The following is a 17238-nucleotide window of genomic DNA, read 5'->3' on the forward strand; positions in this document are numbered from 1 at the left end:
GTTGACGAGTGCTGTGAGCAGCAGCGCGCCGATGACCGGGCCGATGATCGTGGCGCGGCCGCCGAAGAGGCTGACCCCACCGAGCACCACCGCCGCCACCGAGTTGAGCAGGAACGCCGTGTTGGCGGCCGGCTCTGCCGCCCCGACGCGCGCGACGAGCAGGATGGCACCGACGCCGGCGAGCAGCCCCGAGACGACGTACACACCGGTCTTGACCCGCCCGGTCCGGACACCCGTCGCGTTGGCCGCCTCGGGGTTGCCGCCCGTCGCGAGCACATGGGTGCCGAACCGGGTGTGGAAAAGCACGACATGGGCGAGCCCGGCGAGGGCCAGGGCGACGACGACGCTGTAGCCGAGGACGCCCACCGAGCCGGTCGACAGCCGCAGCAAAGGCGCGCTGATGATGGTGGCCGGCTTGCCGTTCGAGAGGATGAGCGCGAGGCCGGATGCCGCGGAGAGCGTGCCCAGGGTGACGATGAAGTCCGTGATCCCACCGCGGGACACCAGCAGGCCGTTGCAGAGCCCGACGGCGCCTCCAGTCATGACGGCGGCGACGGCCGCAAGCGCCAGGCCGTGCCCGCCGACGAAGAGGATGCCGAAGACGACCGCTGACAGAGTCATCGTCGACGCGACGGACAGGTCGATCCCGGCCGTGGCCACGACGAACGTCTGGCCGATCCCGAGGACGATGAGGATCGCCGACGCGACGAGCATGGACTGGATGTTGCCCGTGCTGAGGAATGTCGAGTTGAGCGACTGGAAGACCACGACGAGCACGACAAGGCCCACGAGCGCCGCCCAGTCGCCCCACGTGCTGAGGTCGCGCAGACCGGCCCCGTGCTGCCGTCGCGCGCCGGGGGCGCCTCCCCGGGCTGGGGTGGGCTCTGGCGGAGTCGCGCCGGCGGAGGTCTCGACCACGGTGCTCACTTCAGCAACGCCGCGAACGGGTCGTCATACGCCTCGCCGGGCTTCGGCGCCGAGCTCAGCGCCCTGTCGACGGTGTCCTTGGTCACCACCTGCACGGGTGCCTTGACGGAGAGGGGCAGGGCCTTGCCGGCAACGGCTGCCCGACAAGCCTCGAGGCCCATGGCCCCGATGACGTACGGGTACTGCGCGACGACGGCGTCGATCCCCCCGGCCTTGACCGCCTCGAAGGCGTCCTTGTTGCCGTCGACGCTGATGACCTTGATCTGACCCGTCTTGCCGGCGTTGGCGATCGCACGTGAGATGCCGAGGCCCATGTCGTCGTTCGCGGCGAAGAAGCCCTTGAGGCCCGGCTGGGCGCGCATGATGTCGGTCGCCTTCGTCAGCGCCGTCTGGCGGTCCCAGTCGGCCGCGACGGTCTGCACGACCTTGACATTGGCCGGGATCCCCTTCTGGAAGCCGTCCAGGCGGGCATCGCTCGTGACGTCCCCGGCGATGCCGCCGACGAGGGCGACGTCACCGCCAGCGGGGAGCAGCTCCCCCATCGTCTTTCCGGCCATCGTGCCGGCCTCGACGTTGTCCGTGCCGATGTACGTGGCGATCTTCGCGTTCGCGGCCTTGGCGGCCGAGGCGTCGATCGGGCTGTCGATGTTGACGATCGGGACGTTCTTCGCCGAGAGCTGGGCCACGCCCTGGATGAGGTTGGTGCCGGAGATGGGGTTGACGATGAAGCACCGGAAGTCCTGGCCGGCGAGACCGCTCAGCTTGTCGGCCTGCCCGCTCGTGTCGGTGATCGCCGTCGCGGCCTGGACCGTGACGGCGGTCTTCGAACTGCTCGCCGCCTCCTTGATGCCGGCCTCCATGGTCTGGAAGAAGGGGTTGTCCAGGCCCTTGATGACGGCGGCGATGGTGCCGGTCCCGGCAGCGCTCGCGGCGCCGGTGGAGCCGCCTCCGGCGGCGGGGCTCGAGCCGCAGGCGGACAGGCTGGCGACGAGCCCGGTGCCGAGGATGAGCGCGTAGCGCCGAGACGTGGTGGAGCGGGCGACAGGGGGCATGGAGAGGCCTCTCTTCGTTGAGCGGGTGGAATGGATCGTGTGACTTCTGCCCAATGGAAGGGCTATTTCTGCAACCTGTCAAGCAGAAATGGCGTGAACTCTGGTAGAAATGAGTCGCGCCGCTGGCACCGCGGGCGCCCTGGGCTCAACGAGGAGACGACGTGACGGACTGGGCCGGCCACCCTGCTGTGGCATCCACGACGGAAGCCGCGGGTCCAGGCCGGCCCTCCGCCGGGCTCGCGCCTCTGGGCGCCCACGGCACTCCCGGCCAGGTGCTGGCGCTCATCCGCGCGCAGGGCGACGTGACCCGCGCCGAGCTCGTTGGCCGCACGGGTCTGTCCCGGGCCACGATCGGCGCTCGCCTGGAGTCGTTGCAGCGGGCGGGGCTCGTCGCCGCTGCAGAGACGGCGACCACCTCCCGCGGCCGGCCGCCGAGCCGCTTCCGTTTCCGCCACGAGGGCGGCGTGCTGCTCATCGCCGACGCCGGCGCCACAGGCGTGCGGCTCGCCGTCACGGACCTCGCGGGCACCGTCCTGCGCCAGTCACGGCACTCCATCGACATTGCATCCGGCCCAGAGCCATGGCTCGGTGAGGTGCTCTCGGCCTTCGGCGGGCTGCTCGGGAGCGCGGGCCTCGGAGCGAGCGACGTCCGGGGCATCGGGCTGGCGCTGCCTGGACCCGTCGACAGCGCCGCCGGCATGGTCGTCAGCCCCCCGATCATGACGGGATGGGACCGCTACCCAATCAGGGCCTTCCTCGGTGCGCACTTCTCCTGTCCGGTGGTCGTGGAGAACGACGCCAACGCCATGGCCATCGGCGAGCACCGCCTCTCCCACCCGGACGTGTCCTCGATGCTCATGCTCAAGCTGGCAACCGGGATCGGTGCCGGGCTGATCACAGGCGGCGTGATCTTCCGCGGCGCCGACGGGGCCGCGGGCGACATCGGACACATTCAGGTGGTCGTCCCGGAGGAGGGCGACCCGCCCCTATGTCGGTGTGGCAACCGCGGCTGCATCGAGGCGTATGCCGGGGGGTGGGCTCTCGTGCGAGATCTTCGAGACGCGGGGCGTTACGTCGACTCGGTGCACGACGCGGCGCGGCTCGTCGCGGCGGGTGACCCGGTCGCCACGACACTGCTGCGTCGGGCGGGCCGCATCGTCGGCATAGCGCTCTCCGACGCCGTCAGCCTGCTCAATCCGGAGGTCGTCGTAGTCGGGGGCGAGCTCGCCGTCGCCGAGGACCACCTCTTCGCCGGCATACGCGAGTCGGTGTACGCCCGGTCACTCCCTCTGGCCACGCGCCGGCTCCAGATCCTCCCGGCGGTCCAACGGGAGATGGCCGGGGTGAGCGGTCTCGTCACGGCGCTGTGCGACCACCTCTACGACGCATCCCGGATCGACGCGCTCATGACGGCGGCCGCGTCCTCGCCGTCGAGCGCCTCGGCCGACTGACAGGTCGGCCCCCAGGACCGGCTCCGCCTGGCTGGCGGTCGGTGCGCCGGGCCGGTGGGTGGGGGCGCCCTTACGGCTTCTGGGAAGGGGGCCCCGCGCGACCTCGCGGTGGGTCAAGCGCCGTCACGGACAGCAGCACGATCCCGAGGTCCCGGATCTTGGTGAGCAGCCCGTGCAGCTGCGCCTGGTCGGCGGCGACACCCGTGAGGGTGGTCGTGCCATCACGATCGGCGGTCACGGTGAAGCCGGCGAGCCAGGGCGACCAGTGCAGGTCCAGCACCCCGCCGACGCGAACCCGGTAACCGACGGGCGCCGAGCTGCTGGAGGGCTCTGTCATGAGGCGCCTGCCTTTGCTGCCGGGTAGATCGGGCGGCCGCCCTGCCGGCGACCTCGTGGCCGGCGTATGACGAGCTCGGCGACCGCGAGGTTGATGGCCCATCCCGCGCCCAGGCCCAAGTCCGTGGCGAGCTCGCTCGTGCCGAGGACCGCTTGCCCGACGCCCTGGGTGAACACCTGTGTGCCGGCGCCGAGGGCGACGGCGTAGGCGCGGGTCATCCACGCCTGATGACGGGCGACGTCGCCGCGGCGGATCGCGGCGAAGCCGAGGATGATGCTCGCGGCCATGGCCGACCCGACGGCGAGCCGGAGCAGGTAGGCCAGCTCGCCCGTGCCCGTCTGGCGGGGGTAGAACAGCGTCATCCACAGCCCGGAGAACGCCACCGCCAACCCGAGGCCGACGAGGACCCGGCCCGCCGCGCGGTGCCAGCGGGGCCGGCGGCGGCGGAGCCGGGACGAGAACTGGAAGGCGCCGAGGACGGCATAGGGGACCACACTCAGGATGTGCACGACCACCGGTGCGGGCGAGCCCGCGATGCGGGGGTTCGCGGGCATGACGTGTGGACCCCCCAGGAGCTCGACCAGCCGCAGGGCACCGGAGACGGCCGGGATGAGGGTGAGTCCGACCAGCGCGAACGGCACCCACCCGGTCGACCGGGCCGACCGGGTGGAGCGGGCTGCCGCGTGGACGGTCACTTGGCGCCGGCCGGGTTGAGCTGCGAGCCGACCGGCATCGTCGCGGGCCGAGCGGCCGGGGAGCGCTGCTCTCGCCACAACGAGTAGCCGAGGCCGACCAGGGCGACGCCGGTGGGAATGGCGAACAGCCTGTAGTTGACCTGGGGCAACAGGGGAATCGCCAGGGTCCCAACGCTGCCGGCGGCGAGCAGTGCTGCGGCCCAGCGGGCCAGGACGTTGGCGCGGAAGAGGGCGATGCCGAAGATGAGGCCGCCGCCCAGGAAGCCGACGCCCATGACGGAGATGGCGGTCTTCATCAGGCCGATGTCGCCCGTCGCGGTGCCGTTGGTGGCCACGGCGAGGACGTCGCGCACGTAACCGGGCGCACTGTGAGCGATCGACGGGAGCACGACGGCGCCGACGAGCTCGACGCCGAGCATGACGAGGTAGCCGGCGCCGAAGAGGACGTACCCGAGCAGGCCGAGCGCTCCGGTCTGCTTCACCTGGCGCAGGTACATGCCCGTGATGCCCACGAGCGACAGGGCCGACATGAGCACCTTCGCCGTCTGGCGAACCGTGTACTCCGTCGTGGTGGCGAAGGTGACATCCATGTGCGGGTGGTTGATCTGGACGGCGATGAACAGGCCGCCCGCGACGACGGCGGACAGGCCTGCTGCGCGGGTCAGCTTGGTGGGGGTGATGCTCATGTCGGGCTCCCTTTGCTTCGAGGTCCGTGGCGAGGCGCCGCGGCATGTCTCGAAGGTAGGCAGTGGTGGCAGGGCCCGGCGTCACCCGACGATGTGACTGGCAGGGTGAGATCGGCCGCGGGCCGGCTACATGAGGCCGCGTTCGCGTGCCCGACGGACTGCCGCGCGACGGCTGGTGACCTCGAGCTTGGTGAAGATGTGCTTGGTGTGGGTGCGAAGGGTGTTGTGGGAGACGAACAGGTGCTGGGCGATCTGCGGCCCGCTGAGGTCGCTGTCGAGCAGCCTCAGCACCTGCAGCTCCCGCTCGCTCAGAGGGTCTGCCAACGGCGGGATCTGGGGCCGCCTCCCGCCCGTGGGCTCAGTGCTCGTGGGCTCAGTGCTCGTGGGCTCAGCGTCGAAGGCGGCTGCGAGCCTGAGCAGGCGTCCCGCGTGGTCGCCGGCGACGTCGTGGCGCTGTGCGTCACGCAGCAGGGCCGTCATGGGTTCCCCTTCATCGAGGAAGAGCCGCACGTAGCCTTCGGGTTCGGGCGCCTGCCCGAACGCCTCTGACAGTGACTCCAGGGCCTGCGGCCGACGCCCTTGGGCGTCACGCACGAGAGCCTGCAGCATGCGGATCTCGACGACACTTCCGGCGCGGCCCGAGGCCTGGGCGGCTTCGAGCAGCCTGGCCAATAGTCCCGCCGCCTGGTCGACCCGGCCGGTGTCCTGGCGTTGTCGGTGCTGCGCCAGCAGCAGACGGACCAAGGTGAGGTGGTCGAACTCAGCCAGGTAGCTGGCCTCGTCGGTGACCGACACCCGGCGCTCACGTGCCCAGTAGGCCGCCTCACGCAGCTTGCCGTGCGCGACCCAGACCCGGGCCCTCATCGCCGCGATGGGGCGCACGTCGGGAAAGAACCCCGGTCGGTACAGCCGCTCCGCCTCGTCGAGGAGTGCGACAGCCTCCTCCGGGTCGCCCGCGGCCTGCGCGACCTGGCTCATGGCCACGAACCACCGGTAGCGGCTCTCGCTCGGTCCGGCCCGTTCTCCGAGGGTGGCGGCCGCCTCCAGGTGCACTCTGGCGCTGGGCAGGTCCCCGGCTTCGCAGTCGAGCCCGCTCAGGCCCACGTGCAGCTCGGCGGTGGCCCGGGCGACCGGCTGGCCACGCGCCTCGGCCAGCGCCAGCGCCTCCTCGTACAGCCGGCGCGCCGTGCCCGGTCGACCTGCCACGAGCCACAGGTCGGCAAGGACGACCGTGCTGCTGAGCTCGTCGACCAGGTTGCCGGCCGCACGCAGGCTGGCCACCGCCTGCGTGAACGTCGACAGCGCGGCCGACACGTCACCCTTCATCCACTCGGCGAAGCCGAGGAACCCGGCCGCGGCGCCCCTCGCGAGATGGTCACCCGGAGCCGAGAGCTCGAGTGCCCTCCGCGCGTGCGTGGCCGTGCCCGCCCCATCGCCGCGGGCCTGGGCAAGTGCAGCTCGGTAGACGGCGGTGGTCGCCGGCAACGTGCGCAGCTCCTGCGTGTCGGCCCACGGCCGCCCGGACGCGTCTGGCCCGGCAGCCAGCGCTCGCTCGGCGTCGGCGAGCCGGGCCTCGGCCTGGTCGAGGGCCCCTGACGCCATGAGCATCCAGCTGCACACGACGGTGAGGACGGGGCTGCGCCGGACGGCGTCGTCGGGCAGGGCCTTGATCCAGGCGACCAGCGTCGCGTCCTGGCGGTTGCGGCGCATCGCGGGCACGGCCTGCTCCATGAGCGCGACCGCCCGGTCAACGTCGTGCCCCGCCAGGGCCTGCCGCACCGCGTCCTCGATGTTGCCGTGGTCCTCGTACCAGCGGCTGGCGCGCTGGTGCACGACGGGGACCAGCTGCGGCTGCTCACTGAGCACGCGCGCCCGCAGCACATCGGCGAACAGGTGGTGGTAGCGATACCACTCGCGCTGGTCGTCGAGCGCGACGATGAACAGGTTGGCCCGCTCCAGGCCGGCGAGCATCTCGCTCCCGCCGTCGCGGGCGGTGACGGCGTCGCACAGCGGGCCGGTGACCCGGTCGAGGACGGCCGTATGCAGCAGGAAGCTGCGCAGGTGCGCAGGCTGGTGCGCCAGGACCGCCTCGACGAGGTAGTCGACGATGTAGCGGTCGGTGCCGGCGAACCGGGCGATGAAGCCACGGACGTCGTCGCGCCCCCGGACGGACAGGGCGGCGAGCTGGAGGGCGGCGATCCAGCCCTCCGTGCGCGCCTCCAGCACCTCGACGTCCTGCACCTCGAGGTCGAGCCCTGCCGCCGCGAGGTAGGCGCCCGCTTCGTCGGAGGTGAAGCGCAGGTCGGCGGCACGCACCTCGACCAGGTCGCCGCGTGCCCGCCAGCGAGCCAGGGGCAGGTCGGGGTCGGCGCGGGTGGCAAGCACGACGTGCACGTGCGGCGGGAGGTGCTCCAGCAGGAAGGCCACCCCGTCCTGGACGTCGTGGTTGTCGATGAGGTGGTAGTCGTCGAGCACCAGCCAGGTCTCGCCCGGTGCGGCGGCCAGGTCGTTGAGCACGGTCGTCAGCAGGGCCTCCGTCGGCCAGGGGGTGGACGCAATGAGCTCCACGACATCCGAGCCGATGCTGGGCACCGCCCCCTGGAGCGCGGTCACGACGTAGGTCCAGAACGACGCCGGCTCGTTGTCGGAGGGGTCGAGCGACACCCACGCCACCGAGCGCTCCTCGCCGGACCACCGGCCGAGCCAGTCGACCAGAAGCGTCGTCTTGCCGAAGCCGGCCGGCGCGGACACGAGGGTCAGCCTCGACTCGGCTCCGCGACGCAGCAGCTCAACCAGTCGCGGCCGGGTCACGAGGCCGCGTCGCAGCGTCGGGACGAACAGCTTCGTTGCAATCAACGGACGTGCCACGAGGTCCCCGTTCTGGGGCGCACAAGCGTCTCGACGTAGTGCCCCGTCGCCAAGGTTAGGGCAGGACACCGGAACGACTGGGCACCTGCCGGCGTCAGGGTCAGCCAGCGAGATCGTCCAACTGGCGCAGCACGACGCCGAGCACCGCCTCCTCGTGCACACAAACGCCTCGGCCACGCATGGCTGCCCCCAGCTCGGGGTCCCAGTCAGCCTCGACAGAACCGCCGACCAGCGGCTGCGTCCCGTGTCCCGCGAGGTAGTCGGCCGCGGTCATGAGCCAGGGCAGCGCACCGTATTCGCGGGCGCACGCGTTGGCCATGCCGATGCCTGGCCAGTCGAAGTCGCCGTGGTAGCGAAGCCGCGCGCCTGCATCGCACAGCAGCCCGAGCACGGACCGCACCACGAGGTTCGGCCGGCCCATGGTGCACACGACGCCCGGCCCGTCTCTCCCGCGCTCGGCGACCGCCTCGAGAGTGCGGGGGTTCTCGCAGACCAGGACGGCCTGGCCCGTCGCGAGACGCAGCCCGTCGTTGAGGTCCCACCAGGTGGCGTGGACGGGTGCACCTCCTTCGAGACTGGCCGTCAGCCGTCGCGCCGCGGGCGAGCCGCCTTGGGGCGCAAGCCCCCACACGAGGCAGGTGCTCGACACGCTGTCGAGGACGACGCCGACCGACTCCCAGAGCAGGCGCCGGTCGTGTGCACTCTGGGCCAGGGCGGCGCCGGCCCGTGCGGCAAGGGCCCGCAGCACGACCACGCTGAGCGGCTCGCCGTCGTCGAGCCCGTGGGAGCTTCCCGTGACCTGCGCGGCCAGCTCGGTCCGCGCCACGGTCCCTCGTCGGTCGGCAGGCACGTCGTCGTCAGCGGCTGCGAAGGCATCGCGGGCGGCGAGGACCTCGAGGGCGCGGACCACCACCCGGTCCGCCTCACGGACCCTCGCGAGCACGCCGTCCCGGCGCAGCCCCTCCAGCCACGCGTGCAGCCACTCCGGGACGGCGACCTCCTGGTCCGGCCACGTCTCCGACAGCCATGCGCGGACGGCGAGAAACGGCGCCTGACGCGTCTCGGCGCGCTCATGACGCAGGGCCGGCCGGTCCGCCAGGCCACGCCGCAGGGCCAGCGACGTCGTCGTGACGAGGTCGGACCCGGTGCGTTGCGTGATCCGGGAGTCGAGCCGGGCCAGATCGATCCGGACCCGGGGCGAGGTCACGGCGACGCCGAGCAGGTCGGTCAGGCCGTGCCGTTCCTCGCGGGTGAGGTCGCGGACCTCCAGCCGCCCCGTGGCGACCAGCCCTCGCCGCTCCAGCCCGTCGCCCAGGATCGCCCAGACCCGCGCCAGCGCGTCGACGCCGAGCCAGGTCGGCAGCGACGACTCAGCCGGCAGTGTCGACTCAGCCAAGGGAGGCCCCGACGGCGGTGAGCTGCTGGCCGTCCCAGCGGTGCTCGTACTGCGCGATCCCCCGCTCGCCGGGGCTGCGCAGCGCCTCGTAGATCGCGAGCTCGGGCACCGTGGAGTGCGTCCCCCAGAGCCGCTCGCTCGTCACGACGAAGTCGAGGTCGAGGTCGACGAGGAGGCCGAAGAGCAGGGGGTGGGTGCGCGCGTCGATCTTCGGGAACGCGTCGTCGAGCAGCACGAACCGCGGCGCGTGCGGCGCGGCGCCGGCCACGGACGTGAAATGTGCTGCGGCAGCGGCGAAGAGCGGCAGGTAGCACAGCACTTTCTGCTCGCCCTGGGACAGGGCCGACTTGCGTTGCAGGTCGCGCCACTCCCCCGTCTCGGGGCGGTGGTACTGCACGGCGAAGGCGAACCACCTGCGGTAGTCGAGGGCGCGCGTGAGGTGCTCGGCATACGACTCCTCCGGTGCCTCGGCCCGGGAGGCGTCGATGAGCCGGTGCAGCGACTCACGCAGCTCGACGCGCTCGCTGGCCAGCAGCGCGCCGATCGGCTGACCGAGCAGCTCGACGGCCCGCTTGGCGTCCGCCGGGATGTCGTCGCGCAGCCGCCACCGGAGCCGGACCCGGATGCCCTGCGAGGTCGTCACGTCGTGCAGCTGGGTGTTCATCGCCGCGACGAGCTCCTCCGCCTTGAGCCGCACGCCGCGCAGCGAGTCCCCGAGGTAGCCGAGGACCTGCTCCTCGAAGATCTGCCGCTCCCGCTGGCTGAGCAGCTCCTTGTTGGCCGCGACCGCGGCGGCGAGCTGCCCCTCGAGCTCGACGAGCGGCAGCTCGCCACCCTCGCCCTGACCCACCGCGACCCAGGCACCCGCCACCTCGGTGAACCGCGGCTCGTGACCGGCCGCCGCGCTCGCGAGCAACAGCTGGGTCGCGGCGATGACGGAGGTGGAGTCCGCGCGGGCGCCCCCGGGCAGCGCCGCGAGCAGCGCCTTGGGGTCCGTCGGGGTCCACAGACCCTTGCCGTATGCCGCCGAGCCGAGCGCCGGCGCCTCCTGCGTCGGCGTCCGCTCGCCGTGCGCCCCAGCGCGTTCCGGGCCGGCGGCAAGCGCACCACGGCCCAGTGCCGAGTCGATGACGCCGGGCGCCTTCTCGAGGTCGATGAGCCGCTGCCGGGCCTCGTCGAGGTCCGGCTTCGCGTCGTCGAGCCGGCTCCTCGCCGCCGCGAGGTTCGCGCCGGTCGTCGCCGCTGCTCCGACGAGGCCCTCAATCTCGGAGCCAAGCTCCTCCCAGGCGCGCGTCGCCTCGGCGCGCCGCATTTCGAGCTCGGCCAGCCGTCGCTGCAGCTCGTCGACGGACGCTCCCGCCGCGCGGCGCAGCTCGTCGAGCTCGGCGGCGGCCCGCTCCGCCTCGTCCTCGTGCCGCGCGACCTCGTCTGTCGCTTGCGCGAGGCGCTCGTGCTCGACCCGCGCACGCTGGGCCTGCTCGTCCCAGCGTGCGGCCGCCTCGAGCAGGGCCGTCCGGTCACCGGCGAGCCGGGTGAGCGCCACGGAGAGCTCCGCGAGCGCCGCGGACCTGGCCTGCAGACCTTCCGCCGTGGTGGGCAGGCGATGCACCTCCCCGAGGGAGACGAGCGCCCGGTGCGCGTCGGCAGCCGCCGTCCGCGCCGACCTGGCCACCTCCTGGGCCGCGCTGAACGCCGCCTCCGCCTCCTCGACGAGACGCCGGCCCTGGTCCTCCGCGAGCCAGGCCCGCAGCAGCGGCTCGTGCGGCGGTCGCGCCCGCTGCCACCTGGCCAGGGCCCCGAGAGCCGTCTCCTCTGTGGCGATCCGGGCGCCCGCCTCGGTGATCACCGCGTCGAGACCGGTCAGGGCGGCGTCGATCACGGCCAGCCGCCGGGCCCGCTCGGCTGCCCGGGCCGTGGCCCCGATGTACTGCGCCGCCGGCTTCGTGGTGCGTCCAGCGAGATCTCCCACGCGCCAGCTGCCGTCGTGGGCCACCGTCGCCCACGCGGGTGCGCCGGGTCCGACCGCGGCCGCTGACCCGTCCAGCAGGCGGACCCGGGCCAGGATCGCCTCCACGACCTCGGCCGAGACGGCCGACCCCGGCGGGACGTCGGCACGCAGCACGTCCCCGAGAGCGGGGAACGGCAACGACCGCTCGGCCCGGCCCGACGCAGCCGGGCCGGACGCAGCCGGGCCGGACGCAGCTGCGATCGGGGGCTCGGCTGGGGCGAGGTCGACGAAGGTGTCGAAGCGGTCGCTGGCGAGCCGCCCGTCCCCCGTCACCCACGCGTCGAGCAGGCCGCTGCCCTCGAGCGCGGCCTCGAGGCCGGCGGCCGCGGACGCCCCGAACCCCTCGTCGCGGAAGTCCACCAGGCGCCACAGCGGCGCTCCCTCGAGGGCTTCGCGCTTGTCACGGTGCCAGGCCGGAGCCGCGGGAGGCGGGTCGCTCTCCCCGGCGACGGCGGCCCGCTCGGCGCGGAGCCGCTCCCGCTCCGCCTCGGCTTGAGCGAGGCGGGCGCGGGCCTCGGCCCTGCGCTCCTCGCGGCCGGACCGCACCGGGGCGACGGCGTCCTCGACGAGCTGACCGAGCACGGCGAGCCTGTCCGCCGTCAGCTCAGGCAGCGTGAGGTCGACGGCGTCGTCGTGCGCAGCCCACGCGGCGAGCGACTCGTGCAGCTGCTCGCCGGCCTCGAGGCTCCGCGCGACCGCCGTCTCGAGCGCGGCTCGACGCCGTTCGAGATCGGCCTCTCGCTGGACGCTGTCTCCCTCCCGCCGCTCCGCCTCGGCCTGCGCAGAGGCCGCCACGGCGCGGGCCTGCTCGACCACGGTCACCGCCGCACGGGCGACGCCGATGGCTTCGTCGGCAACCCCGATCTCCTCCTCAGCGGCCCCGAGACTGGCGGCCACGCCGGCTGCCGAATCCGTGGCGTGCCAGTCGGGCTCGGGTGCGTCGATCTGGCCCGATCGGGTGAGCAGGCCGGGCAGCTGGGCCGCACCGAGGCCGTCGCGCGCTGCGCGCACGTGGGAGCCCCACGCTGCGACACCCGCGCGGAGCCGGTCGCCGTCCGCCGTCGCGCGGCCTGCCTCCGACTCCGCCCGGCGCTGCTGCGCGTCGCGTCGGGCGCGCGCCTCAGCGGCATACGACTGTTTCGTCGTCAGGTGCTCCTCGAGGCGCAGGAGGCTTGCCTGCGCCCGCGCCTCCGGGCTGGTGCGCAGCTGCTGGATCCGTGCGACGGCGCCGTCGCGGTCCTGGTCGGCGGCGCGGCGCTCGTCGCGTCGCGTCGCGAGCAGTGCCTCGGTCTCCGCGAGCTCGCGCTCACCGCGCCGCACGTCGCGGGTGCAGGCCCGGACCCGGGCCTCGGCCTCGACGACGGCGCTCGCTCTGGCCTCGACGACGCCACACGCGTAGGAGGAGTAGGTCGTGAGGAAGTCGCCGATCGCGGCCGCGGCCCGCTCCTGCCGGTCGATCTGCTCACCGAACTCCTCGAGCTGGTCGAAGGTGTCGCCGGCGGTGCGGATCGCCGACTCGTCGACCTGCGGGAGGGCCTGGACGAGCTGCTCGGCGAGCCGCTTGGGGTCGATGTCCTCACCGACCTGTGGCTGGCGCAGCCAGTAGAGCAACCGGAGCAGGTCGTCGTACTGGTCGAGCGGGAGGCCGAAGAGCAGCTGCCCGACGTGCTCGCGGTAGCGGCGCCCGGCGTTCGGCTCGAAGAAGTGCCCGTCGGCCTCGACCTCGGCCCGAAGCCGCTGCATCGTGAGAGGACCCGCGGCGTCGGTCAGGTGCAGGTCGAGGCCCACTCGTCGCGGCGACGTGAAGTACCACGCCGTCCCCGCCCGGGCGGACTCGCTCGCGCGCAGGCCGATCCCGCAGGTGACGGTCTCGCGGTCGCCGCCGGGTGTCCGGCGCTCGAACTCGACCCAGAGGTAGCCGGTGCGGGAGGGTCCGTCGTAGCCGTCGAGCATGAGCCAGAGCAGGCTCGTGTGGTGGCGCCCCGACGCGGTGATCCGGCTCTTGTCGCCGTCGATGACGAAGGGCAGCAGCATCTCGAGCGTCTTGGACTTGCCGGCGCCGTTGGTGCCGCGGAGCAGCAGCCGGCCTCCGCCGAAGTCGAAGACCTGCTCGTCGTACTGCCACACGTTGACCACGCCGGCGCGCGAGAGCCGGAAGCGTTCGTCGTTCACTGGAGCTCCTCGAGGTCGAAGAGGGAGGCCTCACCGCTGCGCGACGGGGCGATGATCTCGGCCACGGGGCGGTAGCGGGCCGCGGCGGCATGCAGCAACCAGCCTTGCCCGGCACCGGCGGGGGCCGCCCGCAGCAGCCCGACCGAGACGAGCAGGCTGAGAGCCTGGCGGGCGGCGGCCTCCGGGTCCTCGCGCTGGTCCTTGCGCAGCCCGGACGACCAGTCGTCGACCACGGCGCGGGCCCGGTGCGCCACCCGCTCGGCGGACAGGGCGTGCCACGGGTGGGTCTGGGGGTCCGCGGAGGCTCGGCTGCGCGGCACCGCCGGGCGCACCTCCTCGACGAGCGCCTCGAGGACGAGGAGGGCCAGGTGGCTCGTCTTGCCCCGCCCCGGGAAGTCGACATCGGTGAGCTCGTCCTGCGGGTCGGTCGCGAGCGCCCCCTCGGCCCGCAGCTCGAGCTCGAGACCGAACTGGTCGTGGAACCACTCCCGCTCGCGGTTACGGTTGCGCCGCCACCACTCGGCGTGGTCGGCCGGCAGCTCGTCTGTCGTGAGGACGGGCGACTCGAGCAGCCGGCGACGGGTCGCCATGCGCGCCCCGCCGGCCGCGGAGGGCACCGCCGGGGGCTGGAGCAGGTCGTCCCGGGACCGGGCGGCTCCCAGCTGAGCACTCACGAGCAGGGCGAGGACGTCGCGGTTGACGTCGAGCAGGGACTGCGTGTGCTTCTCGGCCCAGTGCTCGAGGTCTCCGTCGCGCTCACTGAGGGCGCCCAGACCCACGAGCACCGTGAGGGCCGCGTGCAGAGCGCGGCGGTCGCCGATCGCGTCGAGGTCGACCGCGACGTCCGCCTCGACGGCAGCCGAGCGGACGGCCGCGACGAGCTCGTCGACGAGCAGCTGCGGCCTGCTCCTCGTCAGGGCGGCGATGGTGAGGACGAGCAGGGCGTACATCCGAGGCGTGAAGGGCGCCTTGGAGCGCCGCAGCAGCGGTCGGGTGCCGTCGCGCCCGAGGCCCGGTTTGAAGAGCCGCGCTCCGACGGGCTCGACGGTGAGCCGGTAGCCCAGGGCCTCGGCGAAGAACCGGGTCAGCGCGACCCGGTGCCGCCGGACGAGGCGCAGCTCGTCGTCGTGCGGGCCGCCTCTGGTCATGAGCGGATGGGCGAGAAGAGCCCGCGCCCCGGCCCGGCGCTCCTCGAGGTCCTGGGAGTCCTCGGGGGTCGGCGGCCGCACGAATCCGGGTGAGCTCATGACGCGCCCGCGTGTCGGCTGGTTGCGGTGTCGCGGAGGGGCACCACGGCGAGCGTCCGGCCGACCAGCCGCAGCCGTCCGGACGGGCTGAGAATAACGGAGCCCTCACCCGGCGTGTCCTCGATCTGCAGCGCGCACTCGTGTCCCGGCAGGGCGACACGGGCGGCGAAGGGCGAGCCGCCCGGGGCGTGTGGGCCGCCTGGGCCGCCTGGGCCGCCTGGGCCGGCCGTCTCGGCAGTGGCGGCGCCCCGCAGCGCGAGCCCGGCGGCATACAGCTGCAGGAGCGCCTCCCGGGCCGCGTCGCTGACGCGCAGCCGGCCGATGGGGCCGCGGTGTGCCGCGAGCTCGGCGAGAGCGGCGCGGCGCGCCTCCTCGGCGCGGGCGTGCTCGGCGAGGCGGGCGCGCTTGGCGGCGGTGAAGTCCTCGGCCCGCCCGGACCGCCCGGCCACCCGCCGCTCCCCCGACTGGCGCAGCTGGACGGGGACCTCGGCCGAGGGAGCCGCCAGCCACGACGTCGTGGGGGGCACGGCCGTCTCGCCGTCGGCCACGACGAAACCGAGGTGCCGGGCCGGGTAGAGGCCGAAGGCCGCTGCCCACAGGGCGTGCGCGTCCGCGTCGGTGGACGTGTCGAACCAGCCGGCGAGGCGGACGAGCTCGGCGTAGCGGCCGTGCTCACGGTCGGAGCTCGCGACGATGCGGCGCAGGTTGACGAGGAGCGCGCGCATGGCCTCCGTCGCGAGGCGGCGCACCCCGTCGGCGTCGCTGCCCCGCGAGTCGCTCCCTGTGAACCACGCGACGAGGCTCGACCAGTCGGCGGGGTCGAGGCCGGGCGCCCGGCGGGCGGCGCGGCCGTCGAGGTCCCGGAGGCGCTGGCCGGCGTTGGCCCGGGCGCAGATGTCGCCGATGTCGGGGCGCAGCTGCGTGATGACGTCGGCGATCTGCGGCATGTGCCGCGTCACCTCGTCGACGAAGCGCTGGAGGTAGTCGAGCAGCGCGGTCTTGAACGCCTGGAACTCGGCGCGCTCGAGGTCGTAGCGGCTGAGCACCTGGGTGAGGTAGGTGTAGAACTCGCGCGTGCTGTGCACGAGCCGACCGAACTGGGCGAAGACCGTGCCGATGAGGCGCGCCACCTCGTCGGGCTCCGCGCGCGACAGGGGGTCGCCGACGACGGAGAGGAGGTCGCGCAGCCCGTGGAGGATGCCGCCGAGCATCTCGCTGCTGATCTCGGTGGCCGTCTCGGCGTGGCCGAGCAGCTCCTCGACCTGGCGCTGGACGAGCTCGCCGCGCTGGGTCAGCTGGTAGCGGGCGCGGTTGCGCAGGTAGTCGGCGAGACTGCGCGCCTCGGTCTCGCGTGGGCTGCGGGCGAGGTTGCCGTGCTCGACGAGGTAGGACAGGCGCGCGTCGACGGTGTCCTCGTCGGCGTCGAGGCCCTGCTCGGCCAGGGCCGCGGTGACCTCGGCGGCGGACTGGTCTGACAGCATGCCGGTGAGGCCGCGGGTGAAGGTGCGCATCACGGCGATGTAGAGGCCCGACTCCTCGTTGACGGCATACCGCAGGGCCTCGAGGCGCACCCGGTCGGCCTGGGTCGTCGGGGCTGCACCGGAGGCGGTGACGGTGGCGTCGTCGGACACGCGGCCCAGCGTAGATGAGGGCACCGACAGCGGTTCGGTCGCGCTCAGGGCCTGGCCGTATGCCGCAGAGCCGGGCGGGGTGGCCTCGGCGACCCCTCACTCGCCCCTGGTGGGCGCTCCCCGACGGTCAGGTCCGGTGGGCGTCCCGACGGTGCTGCATCGCCGCGACATGGACGGTCACACCGGCCTCCTCGACGATCGTCGACAGGTGTGCCCGTACTCCAGCCAAGGGCCAGGTCGGCAGGTGGTTGCAGCGTCCCCAGTGGTCGTCACGAGGCCGCGACGAGTGGCTCCGGGAGCGGGAACACGCCGTCCCGGGTCGCCAGGTAGAAGCCGAGCAGGCGCACCCCGTGGGCCGCGCACGAGTCGATGGCCTGCTGGTGCCACTGCCGGTCGAGATCGTTGGGCACGCCCCCTCGGGGGCGGCCCCGACCGACGAGCACCGAGCCGCCGTTGCTGGCCACGAGGGGCAGGAGCAGGTCGAGCAGCTGGGCCAACCCGCTGCTGTCCGCGTCGTGGGGAACATCGGAGACGACGACGGGCTGGATGCCTCGGTGCTGGTCGTCGCACACCATAACGCCGACGCACCCGTCGGCACGGTCCTGGTCGCCGATGATGAGGTCGATGACGTCGGCTGCGACGCGTGCGTCCGTGAGCGGGATGTCCTGGGGCCGCGAGGGCAGGTCTTCAAAGGTCATGCAGACATCGTTGCCGCAAACGCGGATCCGGCCCCGAAGTTATCCCCAGCCCCCTGAAGGGCCGCGCGTG

The 17238-nt window shown here is 73.3% G+C and carries 12 protein-coding genes; 1 reads left to right on the forward strand and 11 read right to left on the reverse strand.

From position 1 onward, the window contains the following. Together VFJ94_RS10595 and VFJ94_RS10600 are read right to left on the reverse strand one after the other, a co-directional pair. Positions 1-918: ABC transporter permease (locus tag VFJ94_RS10595; RefSeq protein WP_325004175.1), on the reverse strand; the 918-nt coding region annotated here is incomplete at its 3' end. Positions 919-923: 5 nt separating this feature from the next. Further along, positions 924-1979: a substrate-binding domain-containing protein gene (locus VFJ94_RS10600; protein ID WP_325004176.1), complete on the reverse strand. Its 1056-nt coding sequence runs from the start codon at positions 1977-1979 to the stop codon at positions 924-926. Between the two features lie 161 nt (positions 1980-2140). Here VFJ94_RS10600 and VFJ94_RS10605 point away from each other — a divergent pair, with 161 nt between their 5' ends. Then, positions 2141-3430 (forward strand): ROK family transcriptional regulator, encoded by a 1290-nt coding sequence (locus VFJ94_RS10605; RefSeq protein ID WP_325004177.1) that lies wholly within the window; start codon positions 2141-2143, stop codon positions 3428-3430. A gap of 70 nt (positions 3431-3500) precedes the next feature. On the opposite strand, the gene VFJ94_RS10610 is transcribed toward VFJ94_RS10605, so the two are convergent. The 9 genes from VFJ94_RS10610 to VFJ94_RS10650 all read right to left on the reverse strand — a co-directional run bounded on the left by VFJ94_RS10610 (position 3501) and on the right by VFJ94_RS10650 (position 17168). Next, a complete protein-coding gene (locus VFJ94_RS10610; RefSeq protein WP_325004178.1) occupies positions 3501-3767 on the reverse strand; it encodes a hypothetical protein in 267 nt (88 codons plus the stop codon). Continuing rightward, complete coding sequence (locus VFJ94_RS10615) at positions 3764-4408, reverse strand: DUF2306 domain-containing protein (RefSeq protein WP_325004179.1); 645 nt, start codon at positions 4406-4408, stop codon at positions 3764-3766. The genes VFJ94_RS10610 and VFJ94_RS10615 overlap by 4 nt, the downstream gene beginning before the upstream one ends. A 50-nt stretch (positions 4409-4458) precedes the next feature. Beyond that, a complete protein-coding gene (locus tag VFJ94_RS10620) occupies positions 4459-5148 on the reverse strand; it encodes a hypothetical protein (RefSeq protein ID WP_325004180.1) in 690 nt (229 codons plus the stop codon). A 126-nt stretch (positions 5149-5274) separates the two neighbouring features. After that, positions 5275-8004: a LuxR C-terminal-related transcriptional regulator gene (locus tag VFJ94_RS10625; protein WP_325004181.1), complete on the reverse strand. Its 2730-nt coding sequence runs from the start codon at positions 8002-8004 to the stop codon at positions 5275-5277. 112 nt (positions 8005-8116) lie between these two features. After that, positions 8117-9412 (reverse strand): TIGR02679 family protein, encoded by a 1296-nt coding sequence (locus tag VFJ94_RS10630; RefSeq protein WP_325004182.1) that lies wholly within the window; start codon positions 9410-9412, stop codon positions 8117-8119. Continuing rightward, on the reverse strand, positions 9405-13592 hold the full coding sequence (locus VFJ94_RS10635) for a TIGR02680 family protein (RefSeq protein WP_325004183.1): 4188 nt from the start codon (positions 13590-13592) through the stop codon (positions 9405-9407). The genes VFJ94_RS10630 and VFJ94_RS10635 overlap by 8 nt, the downstream gene beginning before the upstream one ends. Further along, positions 13589-14839, reverse strand: coding sequence for a TIGR02678 family protein (locus VFJ94_RS10640; protein ID WP_325004184.1), 1251 nt, complete (start codon positions 14837-14839; stop codon positions 13589-13591). The genes VFJ94_RS10635 and VFJ94_RS10640 overlap by 4 nt, the downstream gene beginning before the upstream one ends. Then, positions 14836-16470 (reverse strand): TIGR02677 family protein, encoded by a 1635-nt coding sequence (locus tag VFJ94_RS10645; RefSeq protein WP_325004185.1) that lies wholly within the window; start codon positions 16468-16470, stop codon positions 14836-14838. Before VFJ94_RS10645 ends, VFJ94_RS10640 begins: the two co-directional genes overlap by 4 nt. A 269-nt stretch (positions 16471-16739) precedes the next feature. Beyond that, the gene (locus VFJ94_RS10650) at positions 16740-17168 is read right to left on the reverse strand and encodes a hypothetical protein (RefSeq protein ID WP_325004186.1); all 429 of its coding nucleotides are present in this window, start codon (positions 17166-17168) and stop codon (positions 16740-16742) included. Positions 17169-17238: the final 70 nt, after the last annotated feature.

The sequence above is a fragment of the Intrasporangium sp. genome (assembly GCF_035688975.1).
Taxonomy (GTDB): domain Bacteria; phylum Actinomycetota; class Actinomycetes; order Actinomycetales; family Dermatophilaceae; genus CALMNV01.

Excerpts from the sequence above, each read along its gene's own strand:
- VFJ94_RS10650 (WP_325004186.1), bottom strand. The coding sequence starts at position 17,168 with ATGACCTTTGAAGACCTGCCCTCGCGGCCCCAGGACATCCCGCTCACG.
- VFJ94_RS10620 (WP_325004180.1), bottom strand. The coding sequence starts at position 5,148 with ATGAGCATCACCCCCACCAAGCTGACCCGCGCAGCAGGCCTGTCCGCC.
- VFJ94_RS10640 (WP_325004184.1), bottom strand. The coding sequence starts at position 14,839 with ATGAGCTCACCCGGATTCGTGCGGCCGCCGACCCCCGAGGACTCCCAG.
- VFJ94_RS10610 (WP_325004178.1), bottom strand. The coding sequence starts at position 3,767 with ATGACAGAGCCCTCCAGCAGCTCGGCGCCCGTCGGTTACCGGGTTCGC.
- VFJ94_RS10600 (WP_325004176.1), bottom strand. The coding sequence starts at position 1,979 with ATGCCCCCTGTCGCCCGCTCCACCACGTCTCGGCGCTACGCGCTCATC.